21 protein-coding genes are annotated in these 23650 nt (G+C 55.5%); 9 read left to right on the top strand and 12 right to left on the bottom strand.

Annotated elements, in window-relative coordinates; all coding sequences use genetic code 11:
- Positions 1-190: 190 nt before the first annotated feature.
- Both HLB35_RS06165 and HLB35_RS06160 read left to right on the top strand, forming a co-directional pair.
- A complete protein-coding gene (locus HLB35_RS06165) occupies positions 191-1810 on the top strand; it encodes a methyl-accepting chemotaxis protein (protein ID WP_171701905.1) in 1620 nt (539 codons plus the stop codon).
- Between the two features lie 53 nt (positions 1811-1863).
- Entirely contained in the window at positions 1864-2196 is a 333-nt protein-coding gene (locus HLB35_RS06160; protein WP_216601424.1) for a DUF4149 domain-containing protein, read from the top strand.
- A gap of 84 nt (positions 2197-2280) precedes the next feature.
- Here the strand turns inward: HLB35_RS06160 and HLB35_RS06155 are convergent, their stop codons facing one another.
- The 8 genes from HLB35_RS06155 to HLB35_RS06125 all read right to left on the bottom strand — a co-directional run bounded on the left by HLB35_RS06155 (position 2281) and on the right by HLB35_RS06125 (position 8956).
- Positions 2281-2904, bottom strand: coding sequence for a TlpA disulfide reductase family protein (locus tag HLB35_RS06155; RefSeq protein WP_171701904.1), 624 nt, complete (start codon positions 2902-2904; stop codon positions 2281-2283).
- Complete coding sequence (locus HLB35_RS06150; RefSeq protein ID WP_171701903.1) at positions 2904-3506, bottom strand: copper chaperone PCu(A)C; 603 nt, start codon at positions 3504-3506, stop codon at positions 2904-2906. The genes HLB35_RS06155 and HLB35_RS06150 overlap by 1 nt, the downstream gene beginning before the upstream one ends.
- Positions 3507-3522: 16 nt before the next feature.
- Positions 3523-4839: an FtsX-like permease family protein gene (locus HLB35_RS06145; RefSeq protein ID WP_171701902.1), complete on the bottom strand. Its 1317-nt coding sequence runs from the start codon at positions 4837-4839 to the stop codon at positions 3523-3525.
- Positions 4832-5359, bottom strand: a complete 528-nt coding sequence (locus tag HLB35_RS06140; RefSeq protein ID WP_216601423.1) for an ATP-binding cassette domain-containing protein — start codon at positions 5357-5359, stop codon at positions 4832-4834. The genes HLB35_RS06145 and HLB35_RS06140 overlap by 8 nt, the downstream gene beginning before the upstream one ends.
- Positions 5287-5547: an ATP-binding cassette domain-containing protein gene (locus HLB35_RS16445; RefSeq protein WP_216601422.1), complete on the bottom strand. Its 261-nt coding sequence runs from the start codon at positions 5545-5547 to the stop codon at positions 5287-5289. Before HLB35_RS16445 ends, HLB35_RS06140 begins: the two co-directional genes overlap by 73 nt.
- Before the next feature lie 13 nt (positions 5548-5560).
- Positions 5561-5998 (bottom strand): hypothetical protein, encoded by a 438-nt coding sequence (locus tag HLB35_RS06135; RefSeq protein WP_171701901.1) that lies wholly within the window; start codon positions 5996-5998, stop codon positions 5561-5563.
- A gap of 70 nt (positions 5999-6068) precedes the next feature.
- Positions 6069-7565: an alkaline phosphatase gene (locus tag HLB35_RS06130; protein WP_171701900.1), complete on the bottom strand. Its 1497-nt coding sequence runs from the start codon at positions 7563-7565 to the stop codon at positions 6069-6071.
- Between the two features lie 221 nt (positions 7566-7786).
- A complete protein-coding gene (locus tag HLB35_RS06125) occupies positions 7787-8956 on the bottom strand; it encodes an alpha-hydroxy acid oxidase (RefSeq protein ID WP_171701899.1) in 1170 nt (389 codons plus the stop codon).
- Positions 8957-9260: 304 nt separating this feature from the next.
- Between HLB35_RS06125 and HLB35_RS06120 the strand changes: the two genes are divergently transcribed.
- A complete protein-coding gene (locus HLB35_RS06120) occupies positions 9261-10217 on the top strand; it encodes a substrate-binding domain-containing protein (protein WP_171701898.1) in 957 nt (318 codons plus the stop codon).
- A gap of 281 nt (positions 10218-10498) precedes the next feature.
- Positions 10499-11815, top strand: a complete 1317-nt coding sequence (locus HLB35_RS06115; RefSeq protein ID WP_171701897.1) for a GGDEF domain-containing response regulator — start codon at positions 10499-10501, stop codon at positions 11813-11815.
- Between the two features lie 80 nt (positions 11816-11895).
- Here the strand turns inward: HLB35_RS06115 and HLB35_RS06110 are convergent, their stop codons facing one another.
- The 3 genes from HLB35_RS06110 to HLB35_RS06100 form a co-directional block, all read right to left on the bottom strand.
- Positions 11896-12636, bottom strand: coding sequence for an EAL domain-containing protein (locus tag HLB35_RS06110; protein WP_171701896.1), 741 nt, complete (start codon positions 12634-12636; stop codon positions 11896-11898).
- Between the two features lie 234 nt (positions 12637-12870).
- Positions 12871-13935, bottom strand: coding sequence for a 2,3-butanediol dehydrogenase (locus HLB35_RS06105; protein WP_328731191.1), 1065 nt, complete (start codon positions 13933-13935; stop codon positions 12871-12873).
- A gap of 19 nt (positions 13936-13954) precedes the next feature.
- On the bottom strand, positions 13955-15766 hold the full coding sequence (locus HLB35_RS06100) for an NAD(P)/FAD-dependent oxidoreductase (protein WP_171701895.1): 1812 nt from the start codon (positions 15764-15766) through the stop codon (positions 13955-13957).
- A 343-nt stretch (positions 15767-16109) separates the two neighbouring features.
- Here HLB35_RS06100 and HLB35_RS06095 point away from each other — a divergent pair, with 343 nt between their 5' ends.
- The 5 genes from HLB35_RS06095 (at position 16110) to HLB35_RS16435 (ending at position 21807) form a co-directional block, all read left to right on the top strand.
- On the top strand, positions 16110-18092 hold the full coding sequence (locus HLB35_RS06095) for a sigma-54-dependent Fis family transcriptional regulator (protein WP_171701894.1): 1983 nt from the start codon (positions 16110-16112) through the stop codon (positions 18090-18092).
- 557 nt (positions 18093-18649) lie between these two features.
- Positions 18650-19618, top strand: coding sequence for an ABC transporter substrate-binding protein (locus tag HLB35_RS06090; RefSeq protein ID WP_171701893.1), 969 nt, complete (start codon positions 18650-18652; stop codon positions 19616-19618).
- Between the two features lie 93 nt (positions 19619-19711).
- Positions 19712-20737: an ABC transporter permease gene (locus tag HLB35_RS06085; RefSeq protein WP_171701892.1), complete on the top strand. Its 1026-nt coding sequence runs from the start codon at positions 19712-19714 to the stop codon at positions 20735-20737.
- 15 nt (positions 20738-20752) lie between these two features.
- Positions 20753-21295 (top strand): ATP-binding cassette domain-containing protein, encoded by a 543-nt coding sequence (locus tag HLB35_RS17820; RefSeq protein WP_216601421.1) that lies wholly within the window; start codon positions 20753-20755, stop codon positions 21293-21295.
- Positions 21202-21807: an ATP-binding cassette domain-containing protein gene (locus tag HLB35_RS16435; protein ID WP_216601420.1), complete on the top strand. Its 606-nt coding sequence runs from the start codon at positions 21202-21204 to the stop codon at positions 21805-21807. Before HLB35_RS17820 ends, HLB35_RS16435 begins: the two co-directional genes overlap by 94 nt.
- Before the next feature lie 107 nt (positions 21808-21914).
- Here HLB35_RS16435 and ilvD read toward each other — a convergent pair whose 3' ends face one another.
- On the bottom strand, positions 21915-23597 hold the full coding sequence (ilvD, locus tag HLB35_RS06075; protein ID WP_171701891.1) for a dihydroxy-acid dehydratase: 1683 nt from the start codon (positions 23595-23597) through the stop codon (positions 21915-21917).
- Positions 23598-23650 lie beyond the last annotated feature (53 nt).

The raw sequence follows: 23650 nt of genomic DNA, 5'->3' as shown, positions 1-23650 counted from the left end.
AGGTTCCCATCGAGGAATTTAGCGGCCAGGAGTGGCATGCTCGGCAACTACTTGAATATCAGGTTAAATAAACAACAAAAAATCTGACCAAATATAACAAACTAGTTAATAATTTTCTATACAAGACATGTACAAGCAAGTATCTTGAGTCACCTTATGGATTCGCTTTTCACTGACCAGGAGATACTTAATGCTGCGCTTCCCCCGTCTTAAAGTTCGCAACCGCCTATTTGTCGGTTTTGGCGCGCTTCTTGTCATGTTCAGTTTGCTGACGGCAGTGGGCATTGATCGTGTCAACACCATCGATAATCGCCTGTATGCGATTAATGATATCAATGGACAGATGATGCGTTATGCGATCAACTTTCGCGGCAGCGTCCATGATCGCGCCATTGCACTGCGCGATATTACCCTGGTCAGTGACACAAGCGATGTTGACAGCCTGGTCAACCTATATGAGCAGCTTGCCGATAACTACCGCCAAGCCGAGCGCGGCCTGGAGACCATGATCGAGAACCATGCCAACACGGTCACTGAAGAAGAAAGAACCATGCTGGCGGATATTGACCGCCGCGCGCAAGCGGGTCGGGAGTTTGCCCGTGACATTATCAACGACCGGCGTGATGGCGACTTTATCAATGCGCGCGAAACCGTGGTGGGTGAAGGCGGCGATGCCTTTGCAGAGTGGCTGAACAGTATTAATACCTTTATCGATTACCAGGAAGCCAATACCGCCGCCGATACAGCGGTTGCCCGTGATGTTGCCGAAGGTTTCGGACGCCTGATGATTCTGCTGACCTTGGCGGCCGTCTTACTGAGTATCGCCATTGCCTGGTTCATTGCCCGCAAGATTGTTCGCGACCTCGGTGCCGAACCGCGTGAAGTACGCGCCTTTGCTCAAGCCGTTGGGCGCGGGGATCTGACCGCCAAGCCAACCCTGGCCCCCGGTGATAACACCAGTATCATGGCCGCCCTGGCTGGCATGGTGGATCATCTACGCGAGCTGGTGGCCCAAGTTCAGCACTCAGCGGAAACGGTCGCGGTCAACAGCCGCCAGATGGCTGAAGGCAATGGCCACTTGGCATCCAGCATGGAGCAGCAAGCCAGCGCCCTGGCACAAACGGCATCCGCCATGGAAGAACTGCACAGCACCGTCGGACAGAATGCCAGCAACTCCATGCAGGCCAATAACGAAGCGGAAAGCGCTGCCTCTACAGCCAAGCACGGTGGCGACTCCGTATTCCAGATGACCGAGATAATGAAGGATCTGAGCGAAAGCTCACAGGAAATCTCCGGTATTATCTCCACCATTGATGCCATTGCTTTTCAGACCAACATCCTGGCGCTGAATGCCTCGGTGGAAGCAGCGAGAGCAGGCGAACACGGGCGCGGTTTTGCGGTGGTTGCCCAGGAAGTGCGCAAGCTGGCTCAACGCAGCGCAGAAGCGGCCAGTGAAATCAAAACCCGTATCAACGGTAACCTGGAGCGTGTCAAACATGGCGATAGCCAAGCCGAAGACGCCCGGAAATCTACCGAAGACATTGTTGCCGCGATTGAACGGGTCACCGCCATCATGAATGAGATAAGCCAAGCCAGCGCGGAACAAAGCAAAGGTGTGGGTGAGGTGAACGAAGCGGTTACCGATATGGATCGTGTTACCCAGCGCAATACGCTCAATATTCAGGAAAGCGCTGAATCAGCTGGCCAGCTGGAAGAACACGCCCGTGACCTGCTGCATGCTATTAGAGCCTTCAAGCTACCCGATAGTGAAAAACACAGCACGGCGCTATTGCCCCATCAGCTCAATTGATGGGTTTCGCTGCAGACTGAAAACCTGGTGACGCCACCGAGGAGAAATATCCGATGTATACAGCAGCCCTATTGTTCTCTGCATTACTGTTTGGCGGGATGGTCCTTTACTCGTTCGGTTTTGCGGCGTTTTTGCTGACCACGCTGCCTACAGACGTCGCGCGCGCCTCGATCAGGCGCGCCTTCCCGCACTTTTACCTGTTTGTTCTTGTCGTCGCAGGACTGTCAGCCCTGCTGCTATGGCCATTTGATCGCGTCTCAGCCCTTTTAATGGCCGCCATCGCTATGACCGTCATCCCCACACGCCAGCTTCTGATGCCGGCTATCAACCGCGCCACTGATGAAGGACAAGTGGCGCGTTTCAAAAACTTCACGGCCTGTCTGTGATAATCGGCATCGCGCATATTGTCATTAACGCTTACGTTCTCAGCCGATTTATATAGTCTGAAAGTTGTCAATCTATGGTTGGCGTCAGCTGTCAGATACTGAATGATTGAGCGTTAGCAGGTAATCAATCACCGCTTGCGCCTCTTCAGAGAACCAGTCAGCGCTCCCCGTCAATCGGGCCACCTCACGTCCAGTGGGGTCTATCAGCACTGTCGTCGGCAAGCCAAGTACCGCCAGATCCTGGGCGATGGCACTGTCCGGGCTGTGGTAACTCGGCAGCCGACGGATGCCGGTCTCGTCCATAAAGCGCGCAATCTCAGTGGCGTCATGCTGACCCGAGGCAATGGTGATGACCTCAAAAGGCCTATCTGCGTAGGCTTTGGCCAGCCGATCCAGCGCTGGCATTTCCTCCCGGCAGGGAGCACACCAGGTTGCCCAGAGATTCACCAGCCGCCAGTGTCCATCCAGTGACTCGAGGGTCAGTTCGCGTCCATCAGCGGTCTTGAACGGTGTCTGCTTGGGTGCCAAGCGTGGTGGCTCAGTGGGCTTTAAGGCGCGCATTTCGCCCTGCAACAGGTGGAGCGGAATCCCTTCACTCGCGATAGATTCAGCAGCCCTTGCCAACGGCCCAGTCGTCCATTGAGCAAGCAGTAGCATACCTAGCAATAAACTTGCCGCTTTGGTCAGGTATTGGGCGTTAAACGGCATTAATGTGCGTGTCCTGCATGGCTATGCTGGCGGGCGCTCGCACTTTCGACTTCAACATGCAATGCCAACCTTCCAGCATTAGTGTCAAGGTGAACATCAAAATGTTCGCCTTCTTTCAGAGCTTTGGAGAGGCCTTCTAGCTGGATAGACAACCCATTGGGCGAGAGCACCAAAGTGCTGGAGGGGTCCAAAGGCATGGCCTCAATCGGCGCATACTGAGGTTCCCCATCTACCAGACGAAAACCAGTCAACTGCGCCGTTTGTGCGATCTCGGCATACGCACCGGTCAGCGTAATGGTCTGAGTGCCGGTGTTTTCCAGCTCCACATAGATATGCGCGTCTCTGTCGCGAGTGGCGTTGGTCCAGGCGTGCAGGGCGCGCAGGTTGTCTAGTTCGCTGACGTGGCTGGCCTCGTCGTCATGCTTATCGTCGTCATGACTGTCATCCTGGCCGTGATCATCCGCGTGTTGTTCGTCATGGTGATCGGTATCGCCTTGCTCATGGCCGCCGGCAAAGGCCGTGACAGCCATCAATCCCGCAACCAGCAACAGGGAAGCGATAAGGGTTTTAAAAGACACAGCCGTTGCACAAGGCTTAATCATCAGGGTATCTCCGCTATTAGCTTCTTAGATGGGTAACAGTGGGTTGGCGCAGGACCGCCAGGGCAGGAAGCATGGCCAAAGCCAGGGTAATGCCGGCGAAAGCAGCGGCCAGGCGGATTTCCTGCCAGCCAAGACGCGCCTCGACCAGAATGTCAGTGCGCTGAGTAATCACGGCCGACAGCACGCTGGCAGCGCCCTGACCTACTCCTAGCCCCAGCAGGGTGCCGCCGAGAATCAGCACCGCGCAGTAGCCCCACACCACCGCCATCAAAAAGCGGTTGGGAGCACCCAAAGCGCGCAGCAGCGCCATCTGACGGGCAAACAAACGGGACAGAATCAATAGCGCCAGCAGCACGCTGGCGGCGACCAGCATCTGGGTCACCAGCGTAGTGATCGACATCGCCTGACGCACATCGCCCATCACCCGATACAAGTCGGTCAACACGGTCGCCGGAAAGAACGCCATGGTGTTTTCGTTGCGGCTGAACTCTGAGCGCAGGGCGTAGTTGGCCCATAGTTCTTCGGCCTTGACGATAATCGCTGGGGTGCCGGGGAAGTAGTCAGCATCAAAAGGCGGGCCCAGCTGGTCACGTCGCTCGGGCGCATGGCCATTGGCCAGCCCATGAACCTCCCAGACGGCCTCGACCGGCATCAGAATGGCGCGGTCCCAGGGCGAGCCGGTGCGCGGCATGCGCCCCACTACCTCGAAATGTGCGTCATGCGGATCAGCTTCCAGGCCAGCCTCTACGCCCACACCGTGAGATGGCTGGAAAGTGTCGCCGATGGCAAGCTCCGCTGCTGCCCCGACTACCGCTTCATAGGTTGTCTCCCAGAGTCTGCCTTCAACGCTGTCATCGGTCAGGTGGCGGGTGAATTGCGCCGTGGTGCCGACAATCGGCGAACGCTGGTAACTATCGCCGAAGGCCAGTGGTGCGGCAATCTCGACCCGCTCATGGCGTGCAATCTGCTGATAAGTCGGGCCATTGAGCAGGCCGACATCGCTGGGCTGGAGGTAGACGGCGGCCAGCATCATGGTCATTTCGCTGCCGGGTGGCGTCACCAGCAGGTCAAACTTGTCAGCGGCCTTGGCACTGCCCTGGCGAAGCCCGCGTTCCTGGGCGATCAAGGCGCTGCCCATGCCCACCGCCACCGCAATCAGGATCACAAAGGTCAGGTTAGCCCAGCGAAAGCGCCACAGCATGTCGCGGATCAGGCGAGTAGCCGCAAAACCATACAGCAGTGCCGCTCCGATCAACAGGATCGGTAATAACCAAGCCCCTAGCAGCAGCATTTCCTGGGCCACGATGGGCAGCCCGTCCCACAAATCACGCATGGTTGATGGTCCTTTTGTCTGCGTCAGTGTCATCTGCGTCAGCAGGGTCTGCCGGGCGACCATCGGCAATCGTTAGCACCTCATCCATACATGCCAGCAGGCGCTCGTCATGGCTGACCACGATCAAGCTGGTGCCTGCATCGCGGGCCAGCGCTACCAGGTCCTGGCTCAGCGCATCGGCAGCACTGCGGTGCAGACTGGCGGTGGGTTCATCGGCCAGCAGGATATCCGGGTTAGCCGCAAGGGCGCGGGCCACGGCAACCCGCTGGCGCTCGCCGCCAGAGAAGCTGGCCACCTTGCGCGTGCCATCCTGAATTCCCAGCCGCTGCAGATGCTCGGCCGCCCGTGCGCGGATACCGGCACGTTCACTGCGTGGACGAAACAAGGCCGAGAGCCCGGCGTTGGTCAAGGCATCCAGCTCCTCAAACAGCAGAAAATCCTGAAAGATCATGCCCACATGGCGCTCGCGAAAGGCGGCGCGACGCCGCTGAGAAAGCTCGACCAGGTTGGTATCCCCCAACCAATATGCCCTTCCAGGTGGTCAAGCAAGCCGGAAAGCGCATACAAGAGGGTCGACTTGCCCGCCCCAGACGGCCCGCGAATGCCCAGCGAACGCCCTGGCTCAAGCGCCAGATGAGGAATATCGAGCAGCAGCTGGCCAGATTCGGCCCTGACCTGCAGTGCCTCGACACTCAGAGGAAGAGTCATGTAACAGGCCCCCTCAGCTGTAGCTGGCATCGGCCAGGCGCACCATGCTCAAAAAGCCGGTCTCCGGGTCACGGTAGGGGCCAAGCTCCAGCACGCCACGGGCTTGCAGGCGGATATTGAACGGCACTACATCGACGGTGCGCTTGGTGTAAACGGCCAGAATGTCATCCGGCCAGTCGGCTTCTGTCTCGCAAAACGGGCAGACCGCCATTGGAATTCGGGTCAGGACAAAAAATTCGCTCTCAGCCTTTAGCGGTGGTGCCATGAAGCCGTCCACGGTGATGCGCTTACCTTCAAGGCTTAAAGCGAGATCTGAAACGCCACGATCGCGGGCGTAAAGATCACGCAGCTTGATCAAGGTGTCTGCCTGAGCGAGCCGAGACACCATTGACGTGCCCATGAGCAAGCCAGCCGAGGCCAGGCCAGAGGCGAGAAATGTGCGTCGGTTCATGAAAACTCTCCACAATGCGCAGCCGGGGAGGCCAAGGACCTCCCCGGATGTTGACGATAGTGCGTACTGGTTACTCAGCAGTAGCCGCGTAGTGCATGGCGTGGAAGACCACGTTCTGCTCGATGCTGCCGTTGAGCAGGTGAGACCAGGGGCCAATGGCGTAGACCGCCACGTCAGGGCCAGCGTGGGTTTCAGAACTTCTGGGTACCAGCGCTTGCTGGATGTAGTCGATATCGGTGGCCTGCTCTTCGGTTACCTCTGGGCGAGTACCGAAGTAGTTGCCGTCCTGCTGCTGGGTCATTACTGAGCCCGGGCCGTTCAGGTAACCGGCAACTGTGTAGGGCTTGCCATCAGATCCCAGCAGCGGCTCACCTGTGTGCTCGACGCCGTTACCGTCGATTTCCATGCACAGGCCAAGGATGTCAGAACCGCGTCCGCAATAACCGTTGAAGGCCAGGGCGTGTTCGTGGTCAGCGGTGACGATGACCATGGTCTCGGACAGGTCGACCATGCTGATGACGCGCTCAACAGCTTCAGCAAAGGCGGCGCCGTCGGTGACAACACGTGCCAGGTTACCGGCGTGATTGGCATGGTCAACGCGACCGGATTCTACTTGCAGGAAGAAACCATCTTCGTCGTTAGACAGTGAGCTGACGGCGGCTTCGGCCATATCTGCAAGTGACGGCTCGTCATAACGGTCGGCTGAGTACATCATGTGCGAGCTTTCAAACAGGCCCAGCAGCGGCGTGCCGTCAACAGGCGCATTGGCAAAGGTTTCATCGTTATGGGCATGGTAGGCACCCAACTCAGTGGCGCGCTCGATCAGGTTGATGTCATCAGTACGACGACCAGTACCACCCACCGGCAGCTCTTCACCGGCAGGTACAAAGTGACGGTAACCACCGCCCATAGCAACCGAAACCAGACCGGCTTCCATGGCGTCGATCAGCTGAGTGGCAATATCTTTCTGGGTGTCGCAGCCTTCAGGTAACTGAGAGTCGTCTTCGAAATTACGGTCAACGGTCTTGGCATAAACCGAGGCAGGTGTTGCGTGGGTAACCCGCGCCGTGCTGACGAAGCCAGCAGACTTGCCCATGCCGTGCATAATCTCAGTGATGCTGGTCAGTTCGTTGCCGGGCAGCGTGGAGCAATCGCCACGATTAACGTTTTCGTTGACGCCAATGATGCCCGCCTTGGTCTTGACGCCGCTCATCATGGCAGTACCAGTACCGGCACTGTCTGGGGTCTGGGCGTTGACGTTATAGGTTTTGGCCAGTGCCAGATTGGGGAATTCCTCATAGGGCATGACGAAATCATCGCCCAAACCGCCTTCCTGCTGACCCATGAACAAGCGAGTGGCGTAGTTGGTGCCGACGCCGTTGCCGTCAGCGATCATCAGGATGACGTTCTTGGCAGTGTTGGTGTTGGCCTGCTTGGCAAGTTCGGCCTGAATACGTGCCTGACCGGCGGTGAACCAGTCGTTATCTGTCTGATTGACATCCTGAGCAACAGCAGGTGTTGCCAGTACAGCAGTGACCAGGGCAAGGGGAGTTATGCAACGAAGCATCGGGATAGCCTCAACAAGTGGATGAGGCTGCAACATTAACTTTGATTAGTTTCAGTTCTGGGTACTAATTATTTCAAAAAAATTAAGATTTTCTTGAGAGGCTCTGTCCAGGCCGTGTTCAGGCAAGACAAGGACACAGGCTCCACGTCAGAGCATGAACTTGAAAAAGAGCCAATACAAAAAGGGCTGCCATATCGGTAGCCCTTTCATGCAATGGTCATCTACAGCTTGACGGTCGGGTCACCAAAGCCTTGGGGAACGTAGAGGTTGTGCTCACCAAGATTCTTCACATCGGTTTCGCCGCATAGTCCCATGGTGGTATCCAACTCTTTATGGATGATTTCTAGCGCCTTGGTCACGCCTGCTTCACCGGCAGCCCCCAGGCCATAGGTGAAGGCCCGGCCAATGTAGGTCGACTTGGCGCCCAGGGCCAATGCCTTGAGCACATCCTGGCCAGAGCGGATACCGGAGTCGAGATGCACCTCGATATCGTCACCGACTGCGTCCATAATGGCGGGCAACATGCGGATCGAGCTGACGGCGCCATCCAGCTGACGGCCGCCGTGGTTGGAAACGATGATGGCATCAGCACCAATTTCAACCGCCCGCTTGGCATCAATGGGGTCCATGATACCCTTGACGATCAGCTTGCCGCCCCACCATTCCTTGAACTGGGCAATGCGCTTCCAGTCCAGCGAGACATCAAAGGCTTCCGCTGTCCAGGTCGACAGCGAGGAAGGGTCGGTAACACCCTTGGCATGCCCGACAATGTTGCCAAATGAGCGGCGCTTGGTTTGCAGCATTTCCAGCCCCCAGGGCACCTTGGTGGCCATGTTGGCAATCGAGCGAACCGTCAGCTTGGGCGGTGCAGAAAGCCCGTTCTTGATATCTTTGTGGCGCTGGCCGAGCAGCTGCAGATCGACCGTTACCACAATCGCCGAACACTTGGCCGCCTTGGCACGCTCGATCAGGCGGCGCATGAAGTCGTCGTCTTTAAGCGTATAGACCTGAAACCAGAACGGCTTGGTGGTGTGTTCAGCGACATCTTCAATGGAACAGATCGACATCGTGGAGAGCGTGAACGGCACGCCAAACTTTTCCGCGGCCCGTGCGGCCTTGATCTCACCGTCGGCGGACTGCATGCCGGTCAAGCCTACCGGCGCAAGTGCCACCGGCATGGCCACATCCTCGCCAATCATCTGGCTTTTGGTGGAACGCCCCGCCATATCCACCGCAACCCGCTGTTTGAGATGGATATGCTGGAAATCGCTGGTATTTTCACGAAAGGTCTGCTCTGTCCAACTGCCGGATTCCGCGTAGTCGTAGAACATCTTGGGGGTACGACGCACGTAATGGCGGCGCAAATCTTCGATATTGGTATAAACCGGCATATCAACTCCTGTTAAACAGAATTCATGGCCGCTGGGCCATCAAGAAAGGCTTATAAAGGCAGGGCATACACTGTGTATAACGTGCCAGAGAATCCTGAGCGACTCCAGAAAAACATGGATTTTATCATGTGCGTGATCCTGCGTTTGTACAAGCAATTTTCAAAGACACGGATAACCGGCACCAAAAGCGTAAACTCAATGTTAACAAATTCAGCTTCTGCCGTTAGTTTATAACCCCGGTATTAACCATGACAGCAAGGTTGCGGCGCCCATAGCCGATTACTCCCAACTCTAAAGGCCAGCTATGTTTCCTTATATTCTCACGCTGTTTGTGTCCCCCTTAGTGCTGTGTTGGGCAGTGCTTGCGCATGCCCAGCCCGCCGCTAACCTGGCGGGTAATGGTGATGTAAACGCAGTGGCTGGCCGGGTCGGTTTTGCCCAGGACACTCTGGCCAATGACTGGCGCTTGATGCAGGTGAAAGACGTGGAACGTGGACTGGCCGACTACCCGAACATAGAGTTTATCGTTACTGATGGCGAAGGCAGTATTGCCCTGCAGGCCCAGCAAATTCGCGAGTTGGCCGACAGCGTCGATGTGCTGATCACCAGCCCTCGTTCAGAAGCCGTGTTAAGTAAGATTATCAGCCGCATTCACGCCCAGGGCACGCCAGTCATACTGCTTTCGCGTGGTATACATGGAGATAGCTATACCAGTTTTGTCTATGCGCAGAATGAACTGATTGGCCAGCAGGCCGGTGAATTTATGGGTGAGGCCATCAACGGCACGGGTAACGTTCTGATGCTGCAGGGCGTGCCAGGCGCCAGCGTTACTACTGAGCGTACGCAAGGTTTTATGGCGGCCATGGGCGCTTACCCCGATATTCAGGTAATCACCAAGGTGGCCAATTACCTGCGTGCCGACAGCATACGGGCTGTGCGTGAGGTGCTGGCCAACCAGACCGCTTTTGATGCCATCTTTGCCCAAAGCGACAGTATGGCAGAAGGTGCCCGCATGGCCTTGACGCAAGCAGGCATTGATCCTTCCAGCTTACCTATTGTGGGTATTGATTATATCCGCAGTGCCCGTGACGCCTTGCTCAATGGCCAACAGTCACTTAGCTTTACCTACCCCACCGGTGGCCAGGAGGGTGCCGAGCTGGCTGTACGCCTGTTAAAGGGCGAGACGGTGCCCAAACGGGTAGAAGTGCCTTTTATACGGGTAACGCCTGATAACGCCACTGACGTAGAACCCATCTTTTGAGATCGGTTACTTTACTAACTTTCTTTCATCACCGACGAACCTTTTCCCTACTCTAATCAAAATACGACCATTGTCTAATTCTATTGATGAAAATGTCGCCTTTCACAAGATGACAAAAAGTTACATCGTGTTAAAATAAGACCAGCATTATAACTGCATCACTGTCATTTTGTTTTCTGACACCTGCCAAAAACAATGAAAGTGCTTTGTCTTAGGACGGCTTTAATTTTCTGCCTCTATGACCTGAAAACAGGCCCTAGCCTCAGTACAAGGAAGTGAAGATGCAAACGCTTGCCATCATTCTCATAGAAGACGAAGACGGAGATGCCGGGCTGATTCGTCACAATCTAAAATTCAGCGGCACCGCGCATCAGGTGGAGTGGGTAAAGAGTCTTGAAGCGCTTGACCAATACCTGCAAAGCGCCTCAACGCCTGCCGATGTCATACTGCTTGATCTTAACCTGCCTGATTCCAGCGGGCTTGAAACTGTGCAACGCTGCAAGCGTATGGCCAGCAGCACCCCTATCGTCGTGCTGACCGGCCACGACGATCTGCAGTTTTCGCTCAAAGCCTTGGAGGCTGGTGCACAGGACTACCTGATCAAGTGTCAGCTCGCATCAGACAATCTGCTGCGCGCCATGCACTATGCCATTGAGCGCCACCAGCTGGAGCGCCGCTTACAGCAGTCACAAGAGTTGATGACGGCTGCCGTTGAAGGAGGCAATCTGGGAGTCTGGGAATGGAATCTCAAAACGGGCATCTGCTTCAATAGCGAAAGACTTCTTAATAACCTGGGCTTCAGCAGCAAAGACCCAGATACGCCTGCCAGCGGCGAAGAATGGATAGCGCGGATTCACCCTGATGATCAGTCGTCCTTTCATGCCGCCTTAAACCAGCACCTGGATAATGCTGCAATTCGCTATCAGAGCGAATTTCGCCTGAAACACAAGAAAGGGCACTGGGTCTGGCAGTATGCGTCTGGCCATCTGGTCAGCCGAGATACTGACGGCAACCCTGAACGGATGGTGGGTATACAGCAGGATATTTCAGAGCGCAAGGCCATGGAGGAAAGGCTCCGCACACTGGCCATGCGTGACCCATTGACCGGGCTGCTCAACCGGCGCAGCTTTATGAGCACCATGAACCACGAGTATGGCCGGGTAAAGCGCAGTCCCGATTATTCGGTAGGTATTCTGATGCTGGATATCGACCACTTCAAGCAGGTCAACGACACCTATGGTCACGCATTGGGCGATGAGGCCCTCGAGGCTTTTGCCACCACTATCCAGAATGAGTTGCGCGAAAATGATGTTTTCGGCCGCCTGGGCGGAGAAGAATTTGCCATTCTTCTACCTGATACCCATTTGCAAGGCTGCCTTAATGTTGCAGAGAAAATTCTTGCCAGCGTCTCAGCATTACAGGTAAAGAGCGAAGGAAACGTTGTTCAGATTACCACTAGCATTGGCGCCGACAGATTGCTTGCTAACGATAATCGCCCCGACGGTGCCCTGGCACGGGCTGATGCTGCTCTCTACCTCGCCAAGCAAGGCGGCCGTAATCAGGTGTGCTTACAGCAATTCAATATGACACAGACGTAAAACAGCTTAATTTGTCAGGATTCATATGCCAGTGCCAATCAAAGAACCTGTTGATTCATAGACTTTATCTAACCCAGTCGTTACATCAGTAACGACTTTTTCAAACGCTGGGCGGGCAAAAAGAAACCTTGTTGCAGATTGATACCCGCCTGCAGCAACCAACGTGATTCTTCGACTGTTTCTACGCCTTCTGCTATCAGCGTCGTATCCAGGTTTTCCGCCATGGTAATCAGCGCTTTAAGCATGGCCTGACGACGAATATCGTGATCGCAGTTCATTACCAGTTGGCGGTCAATCTTCAGCTTGTCGGGCAGCAAGGTGGTGAGCAGATCCAGATTGGCGAAGCCGGTTCCGAAGTCATCCAGCGCGACGGAAAAGCCCATGGATTTATAGGCATCCACAATATCCTTGATATGCTGACGGTCACGGACTTTTTCCGTTTCGGTAATTTCGAAAATCAGCTGATCCATTGGCCAGCCTACCCGTTTCGACACTTCCAAAGTGGCCTGGATACAGGCTTCGGGCTCGTAGACAGCATTGGGCAGGAAGTTGATCGAGAGCGGCTTTTGCATGCCAAGCTGGCTTGCCAGTTCAATTGCCTTGACGCGACAGGACTGATCAAAGCGGTAAAGCAGCTTGTCAGTCACCTGGTTGAGAATGGAAAAGGCTGACTCATTGTTCAAACCACGCACCAGGGCTTCATGGGCATGAATCTTTTGATTAGCGACATCAACAATCGGCTGAAACGCCATCGAAAAACTGAAGGGTAGCTCATCTTCGCAACGCTTACAGTGCCCGTTGACTCTCGCACAATTGGCCATTTACCACCTCCTGATGGATGCTATCATGCATCTGTTGCAGCGTTATTCAGTTGATAACACTCACTTTAATAAAAGAGGCTCTGCCATCAACAAAAGTCTTGACCGACTTTATCACAGAGCACATAAAAAGATGAATTTTTGTTAACTCGGACTCGTTCAGAATAGCCTCTATAACGACAGAAAAGGCCATCTTTCGATGGCCTTTGACAAGATGACAATCACAGGGAAACTGATTCAGGGCGAAACGATAATCTTGACCTGGGATTTATCGTTCAGCAGCGCCTCAAACCCCTGCTCAACCACTGCCTCAAGGGGTATACGCTGGGTAACCATATCTTCCGCGCGAAAATAACCTTTCTGCATCAGCGCCATCACCGCCGGGTAGATATGCCGATAGGCAATAATCCCCTTCATGGTGCGCTCCTGAATGACCAGATCATTGGGCTGAAAACTGGCCTCACCTTCCCAGATACTCACCACCACGGTTTCACCTCCCGCATGGGTGCTGTGTAGCGCCTGATTGAGTACCGCCGGAATGCCGGTGACCTCGAACGCCACATCGACGCCGCCATCGCTGAGCGTCTGCAGTTTGGCAACGGCATCTTCCTGCTCGGGGTCGATGACCACAGCGCCCAGCGATTCAGCCTTGGCTTTGCGCGCAGACGAAATTTCCACTGCGTAGATCTGCGCGGCCCCTGCTGCCTTCAGTGCTTCGATAGTCATCAGGCCAATCGGCCCGGCACCAAAAACAGCGGCCGTATCACCCGCTTTCAGACTGCTCTGGCGTACCGCGTGCAGCCCCACCGCAGCTGGCTCGACCAGAGCCCCCTGTTCAAAGCTGAGGTCATCCGGCAGCACATGCACCATATGCTCGCCCATCACGGTGAACTCGGAAAAACCGCCGCCCCCGCCGGACAGCCCGTGAAAGCCCAACTGCGGCGACAGGTTATAGCGCTCCATCAGGTAGGCGCCATCCTGGTTGGGGGAAAGAATCGGCTCAATCGCCACCCGGTCGCCGACCTTGACCCGGGTGACCTTGTCGCCAACTTCCACGACTTCACCGGCAAACTCATGGCCCATGATGATCGGCGCCTTGTCACCGCTGATCGGGTGCGGCGCATCCACCGGGATAAAGATTGGCCCGGCGGCGTACTCGTGCAGGTCGCTGCCACAGATACCGCAGGCGGCCACCTTGACCTTGACCTCATGGGGGTCGCGGATGCTTGGCACCTCCGCCTGTTCAACGCGAAGGTCTTTGGCAGCGTACCAGACGGCTGCCTGCATGCTGGATGTGCTCATAAGTAAGGCTCCTTATGTTTTACGCAGTGTGATGAACAGGCTGAAGCCCGTAGACAGGTGTTTCAAGCCCTTCCATACGCGCCTTGAGCTGCAGCGCCAGATAATGCGAGTAATGGCGCGACTGGTGCAGGTTGCCGCCGTGGAACCATAGCGCTTGCTGCTGGGTGGGTTTCCACATATTGCGCAGCTCACCTTCCCAGGGGCCTGGGTCTTTGGTGGTGTCTGACCCAAGCCCCCAGCATTTACCCACTTTATCCGCCACTTCCTGGGAAATCAGCCGCGCTGCCCAACCGTTCATCGAGCCATAGCCGGTGGCGTAGACAATCAGGTCAGCCTCCAGCTCACTGCCATCGCTTAAGGTGATCGAGTGCGGGTTGATACGCTCAATACCCACTCCGCTGCGCAGCTTGATATCACCGCTGGCTACGAGGTCACAGGCGCCTACATCAATATAGTAGCCAGAGCCACGGCGCAGGTATTTCAGGAACAGACCGGAGTCGTCATCGCCAAAATCAAGCAGGAAACCGGCGTCTTCGAGCTTTTGATAAAACGCAGCATCGCGTTTGCGCACCGCATCAAAGGCCGGGCGCTGGAAGTCCGGCAAGACCTTGTAGGGAATCGAAGCAAACAGTAAGTCTGCCTTGTCGTGGGTCAGGCCATTCTCCACCGCCTGCTCTGAGTATAGCGGCCCCAGCACTTCCTCCATCAGGGAATCCGACTTGACGATATGCGTTGATGAACGCTGCACCATGGTCACATCCGCATCGTGCTCCCACAGGGCGGCGGCAATATCGTGGGCCGAGTTGTTCGAACCGATGATGACGCATTTCTTGCCCTTGTAGGCATCCGGCCCCGGATGCTGACTGGAATGCTGCTGCTCGCCTTCAAAGCTTTCCGCCCCTGGAAAACTCGGCACATTCGGCATCCCTGACATACCCGTGGCCATCACCAGCTGCTGGGGCCGCAGGGTAATCTCCTCGCCATCCCGGTTGACCTTGACCACCCACTCACCGGCGGCTTCATCGTAGTGAGCCCCCTGGCATTCCGTGGAGCTCCAGTAATTCAGTTCCATGACTTTAGTGTACATTTCCAGCCAGTCGCCCAGTTTGTCCTTGGGCGCAAATACCGGCCAGTTTTCCGGGAAGGGAATATACGGTAGATGGTCGTACCAGACCGGATCATGCAGACACAGTGACTTATAACGGTTGCGCCAGGAATCCCCCGCCCTTGGGTTACGTTCGATGATGATGGTGGGAATACCCATCTGCTTGAGGCGTGCCCCCAGGCCAATACCGCCTTGGCCGCCGCCAATCACCACGCAATACGGCTGGCGGGTATAACCCAACTCGGCTTCTTCGCGGGCACGCCCTTCCTGCCAGGTTTCCCGCTGTTTGTTGGCGCCATGCTCAGCCCCCTTCGGGCGCTGGTGATTGCGCGGCTCAGGAAAGTCATTCAACGCCTGCATGGTAGTCAGTAACGTCCAGCATTTACCGTCTTTCAAGCGCAGATACCCCTTCCCGCTGGCCACGGCTGTCTTGAAGGTTACCCAGCCTTCGCAGATAGCCTCGTTCTGGGTGGCCTCACCTTCCAGCTGCCAGTCCGTTGGCTGGGTATGGGCCAGAGTGGCCTTCAGCATGGCGTGTATTTCCTCCCGGCCTTCGCAGGTTTTCAGGTTCCAGGTAAACGCCAGAAAATCTCGCCAATAGCATTCATCGGCAAACAGCGCCGTCACCCGGGCAATATCACCGCTTTTAAGGGCGTTATCGAAATGGCTCAGCCAGGCTTGAACCGTTTCAGTGGCATTTTGTTGTGTCATGGATTCTTGTGTCATAAGGCGATCTCCAATCGAGCATTATTGTTGTTGGGTGAAAACGCTATATAAAGCGCCTTGTGTGCAACCACACCCATTACCAAGCAGCTCGCGTTCCAAATCGCCCAAAAACAACTTAAATTATTGAAATTAATAAATAAAATTAATTATCAAGGTGCTTTTTTCCGGCTTTTTATCGCGGACACCTGTCACGCGGTTTACACCCGGGCATTACAGGTGTAACACCGCGACAAAGGTATTAGGCGGATACACAGCAGGCGCATTGACTCCTTGGCGGCAACACCTAGGCTAGGAGGTAGCCAAACGTTTAATAATAATAATTACCAACACCTGTGAGCCTGCCATGCCAACTTCCGTGCCCGCTCGGCTTCACGCTGAACAGCGCCAGCATATTGAACATATCTTTCAGCTTGGTGAGGGGATGCCCCAGCATGCCCCAGCGCAGCCCACTATTCGCCGCTCCTGGCTGCGCTGTCTGAATGAGTATCGCCTGGACCCCACCCAGCCACGTCCGGCACGGGTAGTCCCCCAACAGACCCTGATCGAACACCGTGAGTCGGTCGATGAGCTTTTGCATGTGGCCCGCGCCGGGGTGGAACAGCTTTACACTCAGGTGGCTCAACTCGGCTATGTATTGTTGCTGACCGACCATCGTGGCATTACCGTCGAATTTCGCGGTGACCCGCATCAGGATAAGCAGTTGCGCAAGGCGGGGCTTTATCTGGGCGCTGACTGGGATGAACGTTTCGCCGGCACCTGTGCGGTGGGCACCTGTCTACATGACCGCCAGGCGATTATCTGCCATCGTCAGGAACATTTTGATGCCTCACATATTTCCCTGACCTGCACGGCAGCACCCATCACCGACCCCGATGGCGAGGTGATGGCCGTGCTGGATATTTCCAGCCTGAACTCGCCGACCGCCCATGACAGCCAGAACTTCAGCCTGTCACTGGTGACGCTTTATGCCCGTATGATTGAAGACGCCTATTTTCTGCAGAGCTACCGCGACTGTCTGATTGTTCGCCTGGACACCTCACGGGAGTTTGTTCACGTCAACGGGCGCGGGCTGATCGCTATTGAGGAAGATGGCCAGGTGATTGCCGCCAACGCGGTTGGGCGCGAACTGATCAACCGCCATCAGGCGCGCTGGCCGCCCTGGTCGGCGGGGTACGCGCCCAGGCTGGCAGAAGTGTTCGAATGTGATATCAGCGATGTGCTGAGTATCAACAGTGCTACCCAGGATCAGCTGCGTGCCTTTCGGGCAAGGGCAGATAACACCATTCACTTTATCAGCCTGTTAGAGCCACGCCGGGGGCGTCAAAGCCAGCCAATCAAGCCAATGAATTCAACCTTGCCGGAACCACTGGCCCGCCTGGGCGACGATGACCCCGCCATCCGCAAGGTGCAGAAACTGGCAGAACGGCTGCGCAACGAAAGTCGCGTCAATGTACTGATCAGTGGTGAAACCGGCACGGGTAAGGAAGTGGTTGCCCGTGCCCTGCATGACAGCGGCCAGCGCGCCCAAGGCCCTTTTGTTGCGGTTAATTGCGCCGCCATTCCAGAAGCCCTGATTGAAAGCGAGCTGTTCGGCTATGAAGCCGGTGCCTTTACCGGCGGACGCGCCAAGGGCATGCGCGGGCTGATTCCCCAGGCAAGTGGGGGCACTCTGTTTCTGGATGAAATTGGCGATATGCCGCTGACCCTACAGACCCGCTTACTCAGGGTGCTTGCCGAAAGAGAAGTAATGCCTCTCGGCGCCAATGCCCCTGTTCGTATCGATATTCGCGTGATTACCGCCACCCATCGCGATATTGACGCCATGATTCAAAGCGGCGACTTCCGTGAAGATCTTTACTACCGGCTGAATGGCGCCCAACTGCATCTGCCTGCCCTGCGTGAACGGGCCGACAAACACTTCGTCATTCGTCAAGTATTCGATGAACTTGTTGCGGAACGCACCTATGCAACACCTCCTCGCCTAAGAGCCGACGCCATCAGCGCACTGCTTGCCTACGCTTGGCCGGGCAATATCCGCCAGCTTAAAAATGCCCTTGGCTTTGCCCTGGCCACCGCAGACAGTGACGAAATAACGGTGAATGATCTGCCGGATCAGTGCCTGAGCCAGCGTATTACCCGGCAAATGGCTCCTCCCATACCCGCCACGCCGTCAACCAATACACCCCAGGAGGAACCACTTCTTGGCTTACTGCGCGAACATCACTGGAATATCAGCGCAGTAGCACGTGCACTGGGTATTTCCCGTCCGACCGTTTATCGGCGCATGCAACGCCTGGGAATTAAGCCACCTAACTGGAGCTGTTAGCGGTTTAAGTGATATCTCATCAGGTATAGCGCTGTCATCCCTGATATCGTTGATTGACTTAAACGCAAGATTAAGAGATCTTAAAAGGTTGGCAAGTTTTTAACCTAATGAGGCGGGCCAGCGACTACCCTGCCGCACCAGCCTTGCAGACATGATGGCACAGCTTGTGAATCTCTTTTTCGCGCGTTAAAACCAAAAAATAGTGGCTAAACGCCGACGTTCCAGACGTTTAAGGCCGTTCCGCTCATCTCGCCCCTGCGCCACCTTCCACTGATAAAAGACTTTTCACGCCAGTCAATCAATAGAAGTTTCGTCCTACTCAGCCTGTCAGTCTCTGTCAACTTGCCGCTCACTGTATGCCTTCAGATAGCTTCTTTCTCGGCGGATATGCTGTGGGTGGTTTTTTGTATTTATTAACCGCTTCGTTACAGTGGAAAGCACGCGGCAGCACAGCAAAATGACAATTTATCGCATTTGATATCACTGCTGGCCGTGCCTGTATGTTGTTGTAAATGAACTGCTAGAAATAAATTGTTGCAAGCTATTGGAGTGACCCCATGAAAAAGTTACCGCTATATGCCCTGGCCCTGACAGGCTCTCTTCTTCCTTTGACGGCCAATGCCCAGGCTGAATGTGGCGATGTATCTGTTGGCGAAATGAACTGGACATCAGGCGGTATCGCGGCTGGTGTAATCGAGTTCTTTCTCGAGCAGGGCTATGGCTGCAATGTCACCGTTGTCCCCTCAGCAACGACTACCGCCATCACCTCACTGGCTGAAAATAACGAGCCAGATATCGTGCCTGAGCTTTGGGTCAACTCAGCGCCCGCCTATTTCCGTCTGGAAGAAGAAGGCAAGCTGGTCAAAGCCTCTGACACCTTCAGCGATGGTGGTACCGAGCACTGGCTGGTTCCTTCCTATCTGGTAGAAGAGCATCCTGAACTTGCCACTATCGAAGGTATTCTTGAGAACCCTGAACTGGTGGGCGGACGCTTCCATAACTGCCCGGACGGCTGGGGATGCCGTATTGTCAACGACTCGCTGATTCAGGCGTTCGATTTTGAAGAACACGGCATGGAAGTCTTCAATCACGGGTCTGGTGAAACCCTGGCCAGTGCCATGGCCTCCGCCTATGAAAACGAAGAGCCCTACTTTGGCTATTACTGGGGCCCCACCGCACCGCTGGGCAAGTACGACATGGTCAGCGTTGACCTGGGTGAATACGACGAAGAGATTCACTCCTGTAACCAAGATGTAGAGTGCGATAGCGTTGGCGTATCTGCATTCCCGGCAGCGGGTGTCTTCAACGTCACTACCACGGATTTTGCTGAGCGCGCGCCTGAAGCCTTTGCCCTGGTCGAGAACGTCAGCTTCTCTAACGACCAGATGAGCCAGCTGCTTGCCTGGCACTCTGATAATCAGGCCAGCGTTGATGAGGCCATCGTCTACTTCTTGCAGAACAACCAGGAACAGTGGATGGGCTGGCTCAACGAAGAAGCACAGGCCAACCTTGAAGGGCTGTTCTAAACCTTACTCAGGTTAACAGGTGCGTTTGGGCGCTGGGGTTATCTCCAGCGCCCTGCAAGATTTAAACGTTTATTCTTTCAAGGTAATCCCATCATGGCAGCATACGATTTCGTGTTCGACAATTTGGGGCTACGCAACTGGTGTGGCGAGAAGACCGGCGGCACCATGAATATGGCCGAGCTGCTGTCAAGCCGCTCCGCTGAAACGGAAACATCCCTTTGGGATATGCCCTTTCCCTCACTGGATAATCTGCACGATGCCTGCCCGGCCATTGCCCAGACCCGGCAACTTACCTCTGGTCTGGAGAGTGGCTTTTTAGGCATTAAAGACACACTTACCATTGTGATTGACCCTATCACCCAACCGCTCAGCTGGATGCTCGACGGCGCCCTGACCACTTTTCAGTCCACCCCCTGGTGGATCATGATTCCGGCACTTCTAGCGATCGTTTATATTGCTTCCAAGTCGCTGAAGCTGGTGGGCATGGTAGCGTCATTTTTGCTCTTCCTGGCTTTTATCGACCACTACGATTACTCAATGCAGACGTTGGCTATCATCTTTGTCTGCTCGGTGGTCTGTGTACTGCTTGGGGTGCCCATAGGGATTGCCATGTCGCGCAGCGACCGATTGCAGCGCAGCCTGATTCCGATACTCGATATGCTGCAGACTCTGCCACCTTTCGTGTATCTGATCCCGCTGATCTTCCTGTTCTCGGTCACCGAGCCCAAGCTTTACGGTATTGCTATCATTTTGTATGCCATCGTACCGGTGATCCGTCTGACGGATCTGGGTATCCGGCTGGTCGACAAGGATGTGATTGAAGCGGCTAACGCCTTCGGCATGACCAAGCGCCAGAAGCTCTACGGCGTGCAGATCCCGCTGGCATTGCCCAACATCATGGCCGGCGTTAACCAGACCATCATGATGAGCCTGGCCATGGTGGTCATTGCCTCTCTGGTATCTGCTCCTGGCCTGGGTGTGCTGGTATTGCGCGGCATTCGTAATTTGGAACTTGGCGTGGGTCTGGTCGCCGGGCTAGGTATCGTGCTACTGGCCATCATGCTGGATCGTGTTACCAAAGCCGCCCTTGCTCGCGTCAATACTTCCCAGCAGCAATAGACCAGGATTCCTATCATGAGCGATCAGGTTAAAGTTTCGATCCAGCATTTATACAAAATTTTTGGCAATGACCCGCTGACGGCACTGGAGCACGTCAAAGCTGGCATGGATAAGTCCACCCTTCTCGAAGAACATGGCCATGTGCTTGGACTACAGGATATCAATGTGGATATTCTGGCGGGCAAGATCACTGTCATCATGGGGCTTTCCGGCTCGGGCAAGTCCACCTTGATCCGCCACCTGAACCGTCTGATTGACCCCACTGACGGGGCAGTGTTGGTAGACGGTGACGACATTGTTGGTTATGACGAACAGGCCTTGCGGGAACTGCGCCGCAACAAGATGTCAATGGTCTTCCAGAAATTTGCCCTCCTGCCCCACCGCACCGTGCTGGAAAATGCCGCTACACCCATGCTGGTATGCGGTAAAAAACCCGCCGATGCAAAAAGGAAGGCACCAAATGGTTGGCCCGTGTCGGCCTGCAGGGTAATGAAAACCAATACCCCCACCAGCTTTCCGGCGGCATGCAACAGCGCGTCGGGATTGCCCGTGCGCTAACGTCCAACTCGGATATCATGCTGATGGACGAAGCGTTTTCAGCCCTTGACCCACTGATTCGCACCGATATGCAGGACCTGCTGCTGGAGCTTCAGCAGGAACTGCAGAAAACCATCGTTTTCATTACCCACGATCTGGATGAAGCCCTCAAGCTCGCTGATCATCTGGTAATTCTCAATGAAGGCTATATCGTCCAGCAGGGTGAGCCTCAGGATATCCTGCTCCACCCCAACGACCCTTACATTATGGACTTTGTGCGTGATATCAACCGCGCACGGGTACTGAGGGTACGCTCTGTCATGGAGAAAACTACACAACCGGTTGACGATATATCAGGCGATATCGACGGCGACGATACCCTTGAATCGGTGATTGCCCTGTCAGAAGGCAACACCCAGAGGGTCTATCGAGTTGTTCAGAATGGAGAACAGGTGGGTATATTGCATATGAAGGATCTGGTGCGCGCCCTTGTTCCCACCGACCCACCGGAAAAAGACTTTCAGGCAGCGTAGAAAACGCCCACTACAGTCAGTAAAAACCCTGAAAATACTCAATAAAAAAGGCCACCCGAGGGTGGCCTTTTTATAATTTCTAAACCGTGCGTTTGCGACACGACCGTTTATTCACCATCAGTCACCGCGCCAGTGCTGGCTGAGCTGACCTGCTTGGCGTACTTCGCCAGCACCCCTTTGGCATAACGCGGCGTAGGCTGCTGCCAGGCTGCGCGCCGGCGGGCCATCTCTTCGTCGCTGATATGCACATCAATGGTGTCGGCTTCAGCGTCAATGGTGATCGCGTCGCCATCTTCCACCAGTGCCAGCGGGCCACCTACGAAGGCTTCCGGAGAGACGTGGCCAACCACAAAGCCGTGGCTGCCGCCAGAGAAACGGCCATCGGTGATCAGGGCAACATCGTTACCCAGGCCACGGCCCATGATCGCTGAGGTAGGCGTGAGCATCTCGCGCATACCCGGGCCACCCTTGGGGCCTTCGTAACGAATCACGACCACGTCACCGGCGACCACAGTGCCATCGTTGATGCGGGCCTGCGCTTCCTCTTCAGAGCCAAACACCCGCGCCGAGCCGCTGAAGCGGGTGCCCTCCTTGCCGGTGATCTTGGCCACAGCGCCTTCCGGTGCCAGATTGCCGAACAGGATACGCAGGTGGCTTTCCGCCTTCAGCGGGTTACCCAGCGGAGCAATGATCTGCTGATCCATGGGGTAAGGCTCAACGTCCGCCAGGTTTTCCGCCAGCGTCTTGCCGGTGACCGTCAGGCACTCACCGTTCAGCAGGCCCGCATCAAGCAGAATCTTCATCAGCGGCTGGATACCACCAATCGCCACCAGCTCGCTCATCATGTAATGGCCACTGGGGCGCAGGTCAGCCAGTACTGGCACGCGCTTGCCGATTTCGGTAAAGTCAGCAAGGCTCAGCTCGACACCAATTGTCCGCGCCATACCAATCAGGTGCAGCACCGCATTGGTAGAGCCACCCAGGGCAATCACGATGGTAATGGCATTCTCGAAAGCTTCGCGGGTCATGATATCGGAAGGCTTGATATCCCTGGCAAGCAGCTCCAGCACCGCTTCACCAGCCGCCTTGCAGTCGTCGCGCTTATCCTGGGAAATGGCATTCTGCGCCGAGCTGCCCGGCAGGCTCATGCCAAGGGCTTCGATTGCAGAGGCCATGGTATTGGCCGTATACATGCCGCCGCAGGAACCCGGCCCTGGAATGGCGGTTTCCTCGATGTTCTTGAGCTCGATCAGATCAATATCACCACGCGAATGGGCGCCCATTGCCTCGAACACCGAGACAATGTCAGTGTGCCCCTTGCCGGGCATGATGGTGCCGCCATAAACGAAGATACCGGGGCGATTGAGGCGCGCCAGCCCCATCACACAGCCCGGCATATTCTTATCACAGCCACCAATCGTCACCAGGCCATCAAAGCCCTCACAGCCCGCTACGGTTTCAATCGAATCGGTGATCACTTCCCGCGACACCAGCGAATACTTCATGCCCTCGGTGCCGTTGGCAATGCCATCAGAAATGGTGATGGTATTAAAGATAACGCCCTTACCACCGGCCGCATCGGCACCATCACGGGAAAACTCCGCCAGCTCGCCAATATGGCTGTTACAGGGGGTGACCATGCTCCAGGTGGAGGCGATGCCGATTTGCGGCTTTTTGAAGTCATCATCGTTAAACCCAACGGCGCGCAGCATGGCACGGCTAGCCGCTTTACCCGGGCCATCAACCACCTGGGATGAATGGCGACGTGACGTGTTATTAGACTCGGTCATGGATAGTTTCTCTTGGCTTGACTCAGGTTACCTGCATAGCTTGGCGGGATATG

The sequence above is a fragment of the Vreelandella azerica genome, from assembly GCF_013112225.1.
GTDB classification, from domain to species: domain Bacteria; phylum Pseudomonadota; class Gammaproteobacteria; order Pseudomonadales; family Halomonadaceae; genus Vreelandella; species Vreelandella azerica.
Note: the sequence above shows the minus strand (reverse complement) of the source record. Positions and strands in the feature narration are given on the sequence as shown.

Excerpts from the sequence above, each read along its gene's own strand:
- HLB35_RS06165 (WP_171701905.1), top strand. The coding sequence starts at position 191 with ATGCTGCGCTTCCCCCGTCTTAAAGTTCGCAACCGCCTATTTGTCGGT.
- HLB35_RS06160 (WP_216601424.1), top strand. The coding sequence starts at position 1,864 with ATGTATACAGCAGCCCTATTGTTCTCTGCATTACTGTTTGGCGGGATG.
- HLB35_RS06155 (WP_171701904.1), bottom strand. The coding sequence starts at position 2,904 with ATGCCGTTTAACGCCCAATACCTGACCAAAGCGGCAAGTTTATTGCTA.
- HLB35_RS06150 (WP_171701903.1), bottom strand. The coding sequence starts at position 3,506 with ATGATTAAGCCTTGTGCAACGGCTGTGTCTTTTAAAACCCTTATCGCT.
- HLB35_RS06145 (WP_171701902.1), bottom strand. The coding sequence starts at position 4,839 with ATGCGTGATTTGTGGGACGGGCTGCCCATCGTGGCCCAGGAAATGCTG.
- HLB35_RS16445 (WP_216601422.1), bottom strand. The coding sequence starts at position 5,547 with ATGACTCTTCCTCTGAGTGTCGAGGCACTGCAGGTCAGGGCCGAATCT.
- HLB35_RS06135 (WP_171701901.1), bottom strand. The coding sequence starts at position 5,998 with ATGAACCGACGCACATTTCTCGCCTCTGGCCTGGCCTCGGCTGGCTTG.
- HLB35_RS06130 (WP_171701900.1), bottom strand. The coding sequence starts at position 7,565 with ATGCTTCGTTGCATAACTCCCCTTGCCCTGGTCACTGCTGTACTGGCA.
- HLB35_RS06125 (WP_171701899.1), bottom strand. The coding sequence starts at position 8,956 with ATGCCGGTTTATACCAATATCGAAGATTTGCGCCGCCATTACGTGCGT.
- HLB35_RS06120 (WP_171701898.1), top strand. The coding sequence starts at position 9,261 with ATGTTTCCTTATATTCTCACGCTGTTTGTGTCCCCCTTAGTGCTGTGT.
- HLB35_RS06115 (WP_171701897.1), top strand. The coding sequence starts at position 10,499 with ATGCAAACGCTTGCCATCATTCTCATAGAAGACGAAGACGGAGATGCC.
- HLB35_RS06110 (WP_171701896.1), bottom strand. The coding sequence starts at position 12,636 with ATGGCCAATTGTGCGAGAGTCAACGGGCACTGTAAGCGTTGCGAAGAT.
- HLB35_RS06105 (WP_328731191.1), bottom strand. The coding sequence starts at position 13,935 with ATGAGCACATCCAGCATGCAGGCAGCCGTCTGGTACGCTGCCAAAGAC.
- HLB35_RS06100 (WP_171701895.1), bottom strand. The coding sequence starts at position 15,766 with ATGACACAAGAATCCATGACACAACAAAATGCCACTGAAACGGTTCAA.
- HLB35_RS06095 (WP_171701894.1), top strand. The coding sequence starts at position 16,110 with ATGCCAACTTCCGTGCCCGCTCGGCTTCACGCTGAACAGCGCCAGCAT.
- HLB35_RS06090 (WP_171701893.1), top strand. The coding sequence starts at position 18,650 with ATGAAAAAGTTACCGCTATATGCCCTGGCCCTGACAGGCTCTCTTCTT.
- HLB35_RS06085 (WP_171701892.1), top strand. The coding sequence starts at position 19,712 with ATGGCAGCATACGATTTCGTGTTCGACAATTTGGGGCTACGCAACTGG.
- HLB35_RS17820 (WP_216601421.1), top strand. The coding sequence starts at position 20,753 with ATGAGCGATCAGGTTAAAGTTTCGATCCAGCATTTATACAAAATTTTT.
- ilvD (WP_171701891.1), bottom strand. The coding sequence starts at position 23,597 with ATGACCGAGTCTAATAACACGTCACGTCGCCATTCATCCCAGGTGGTT.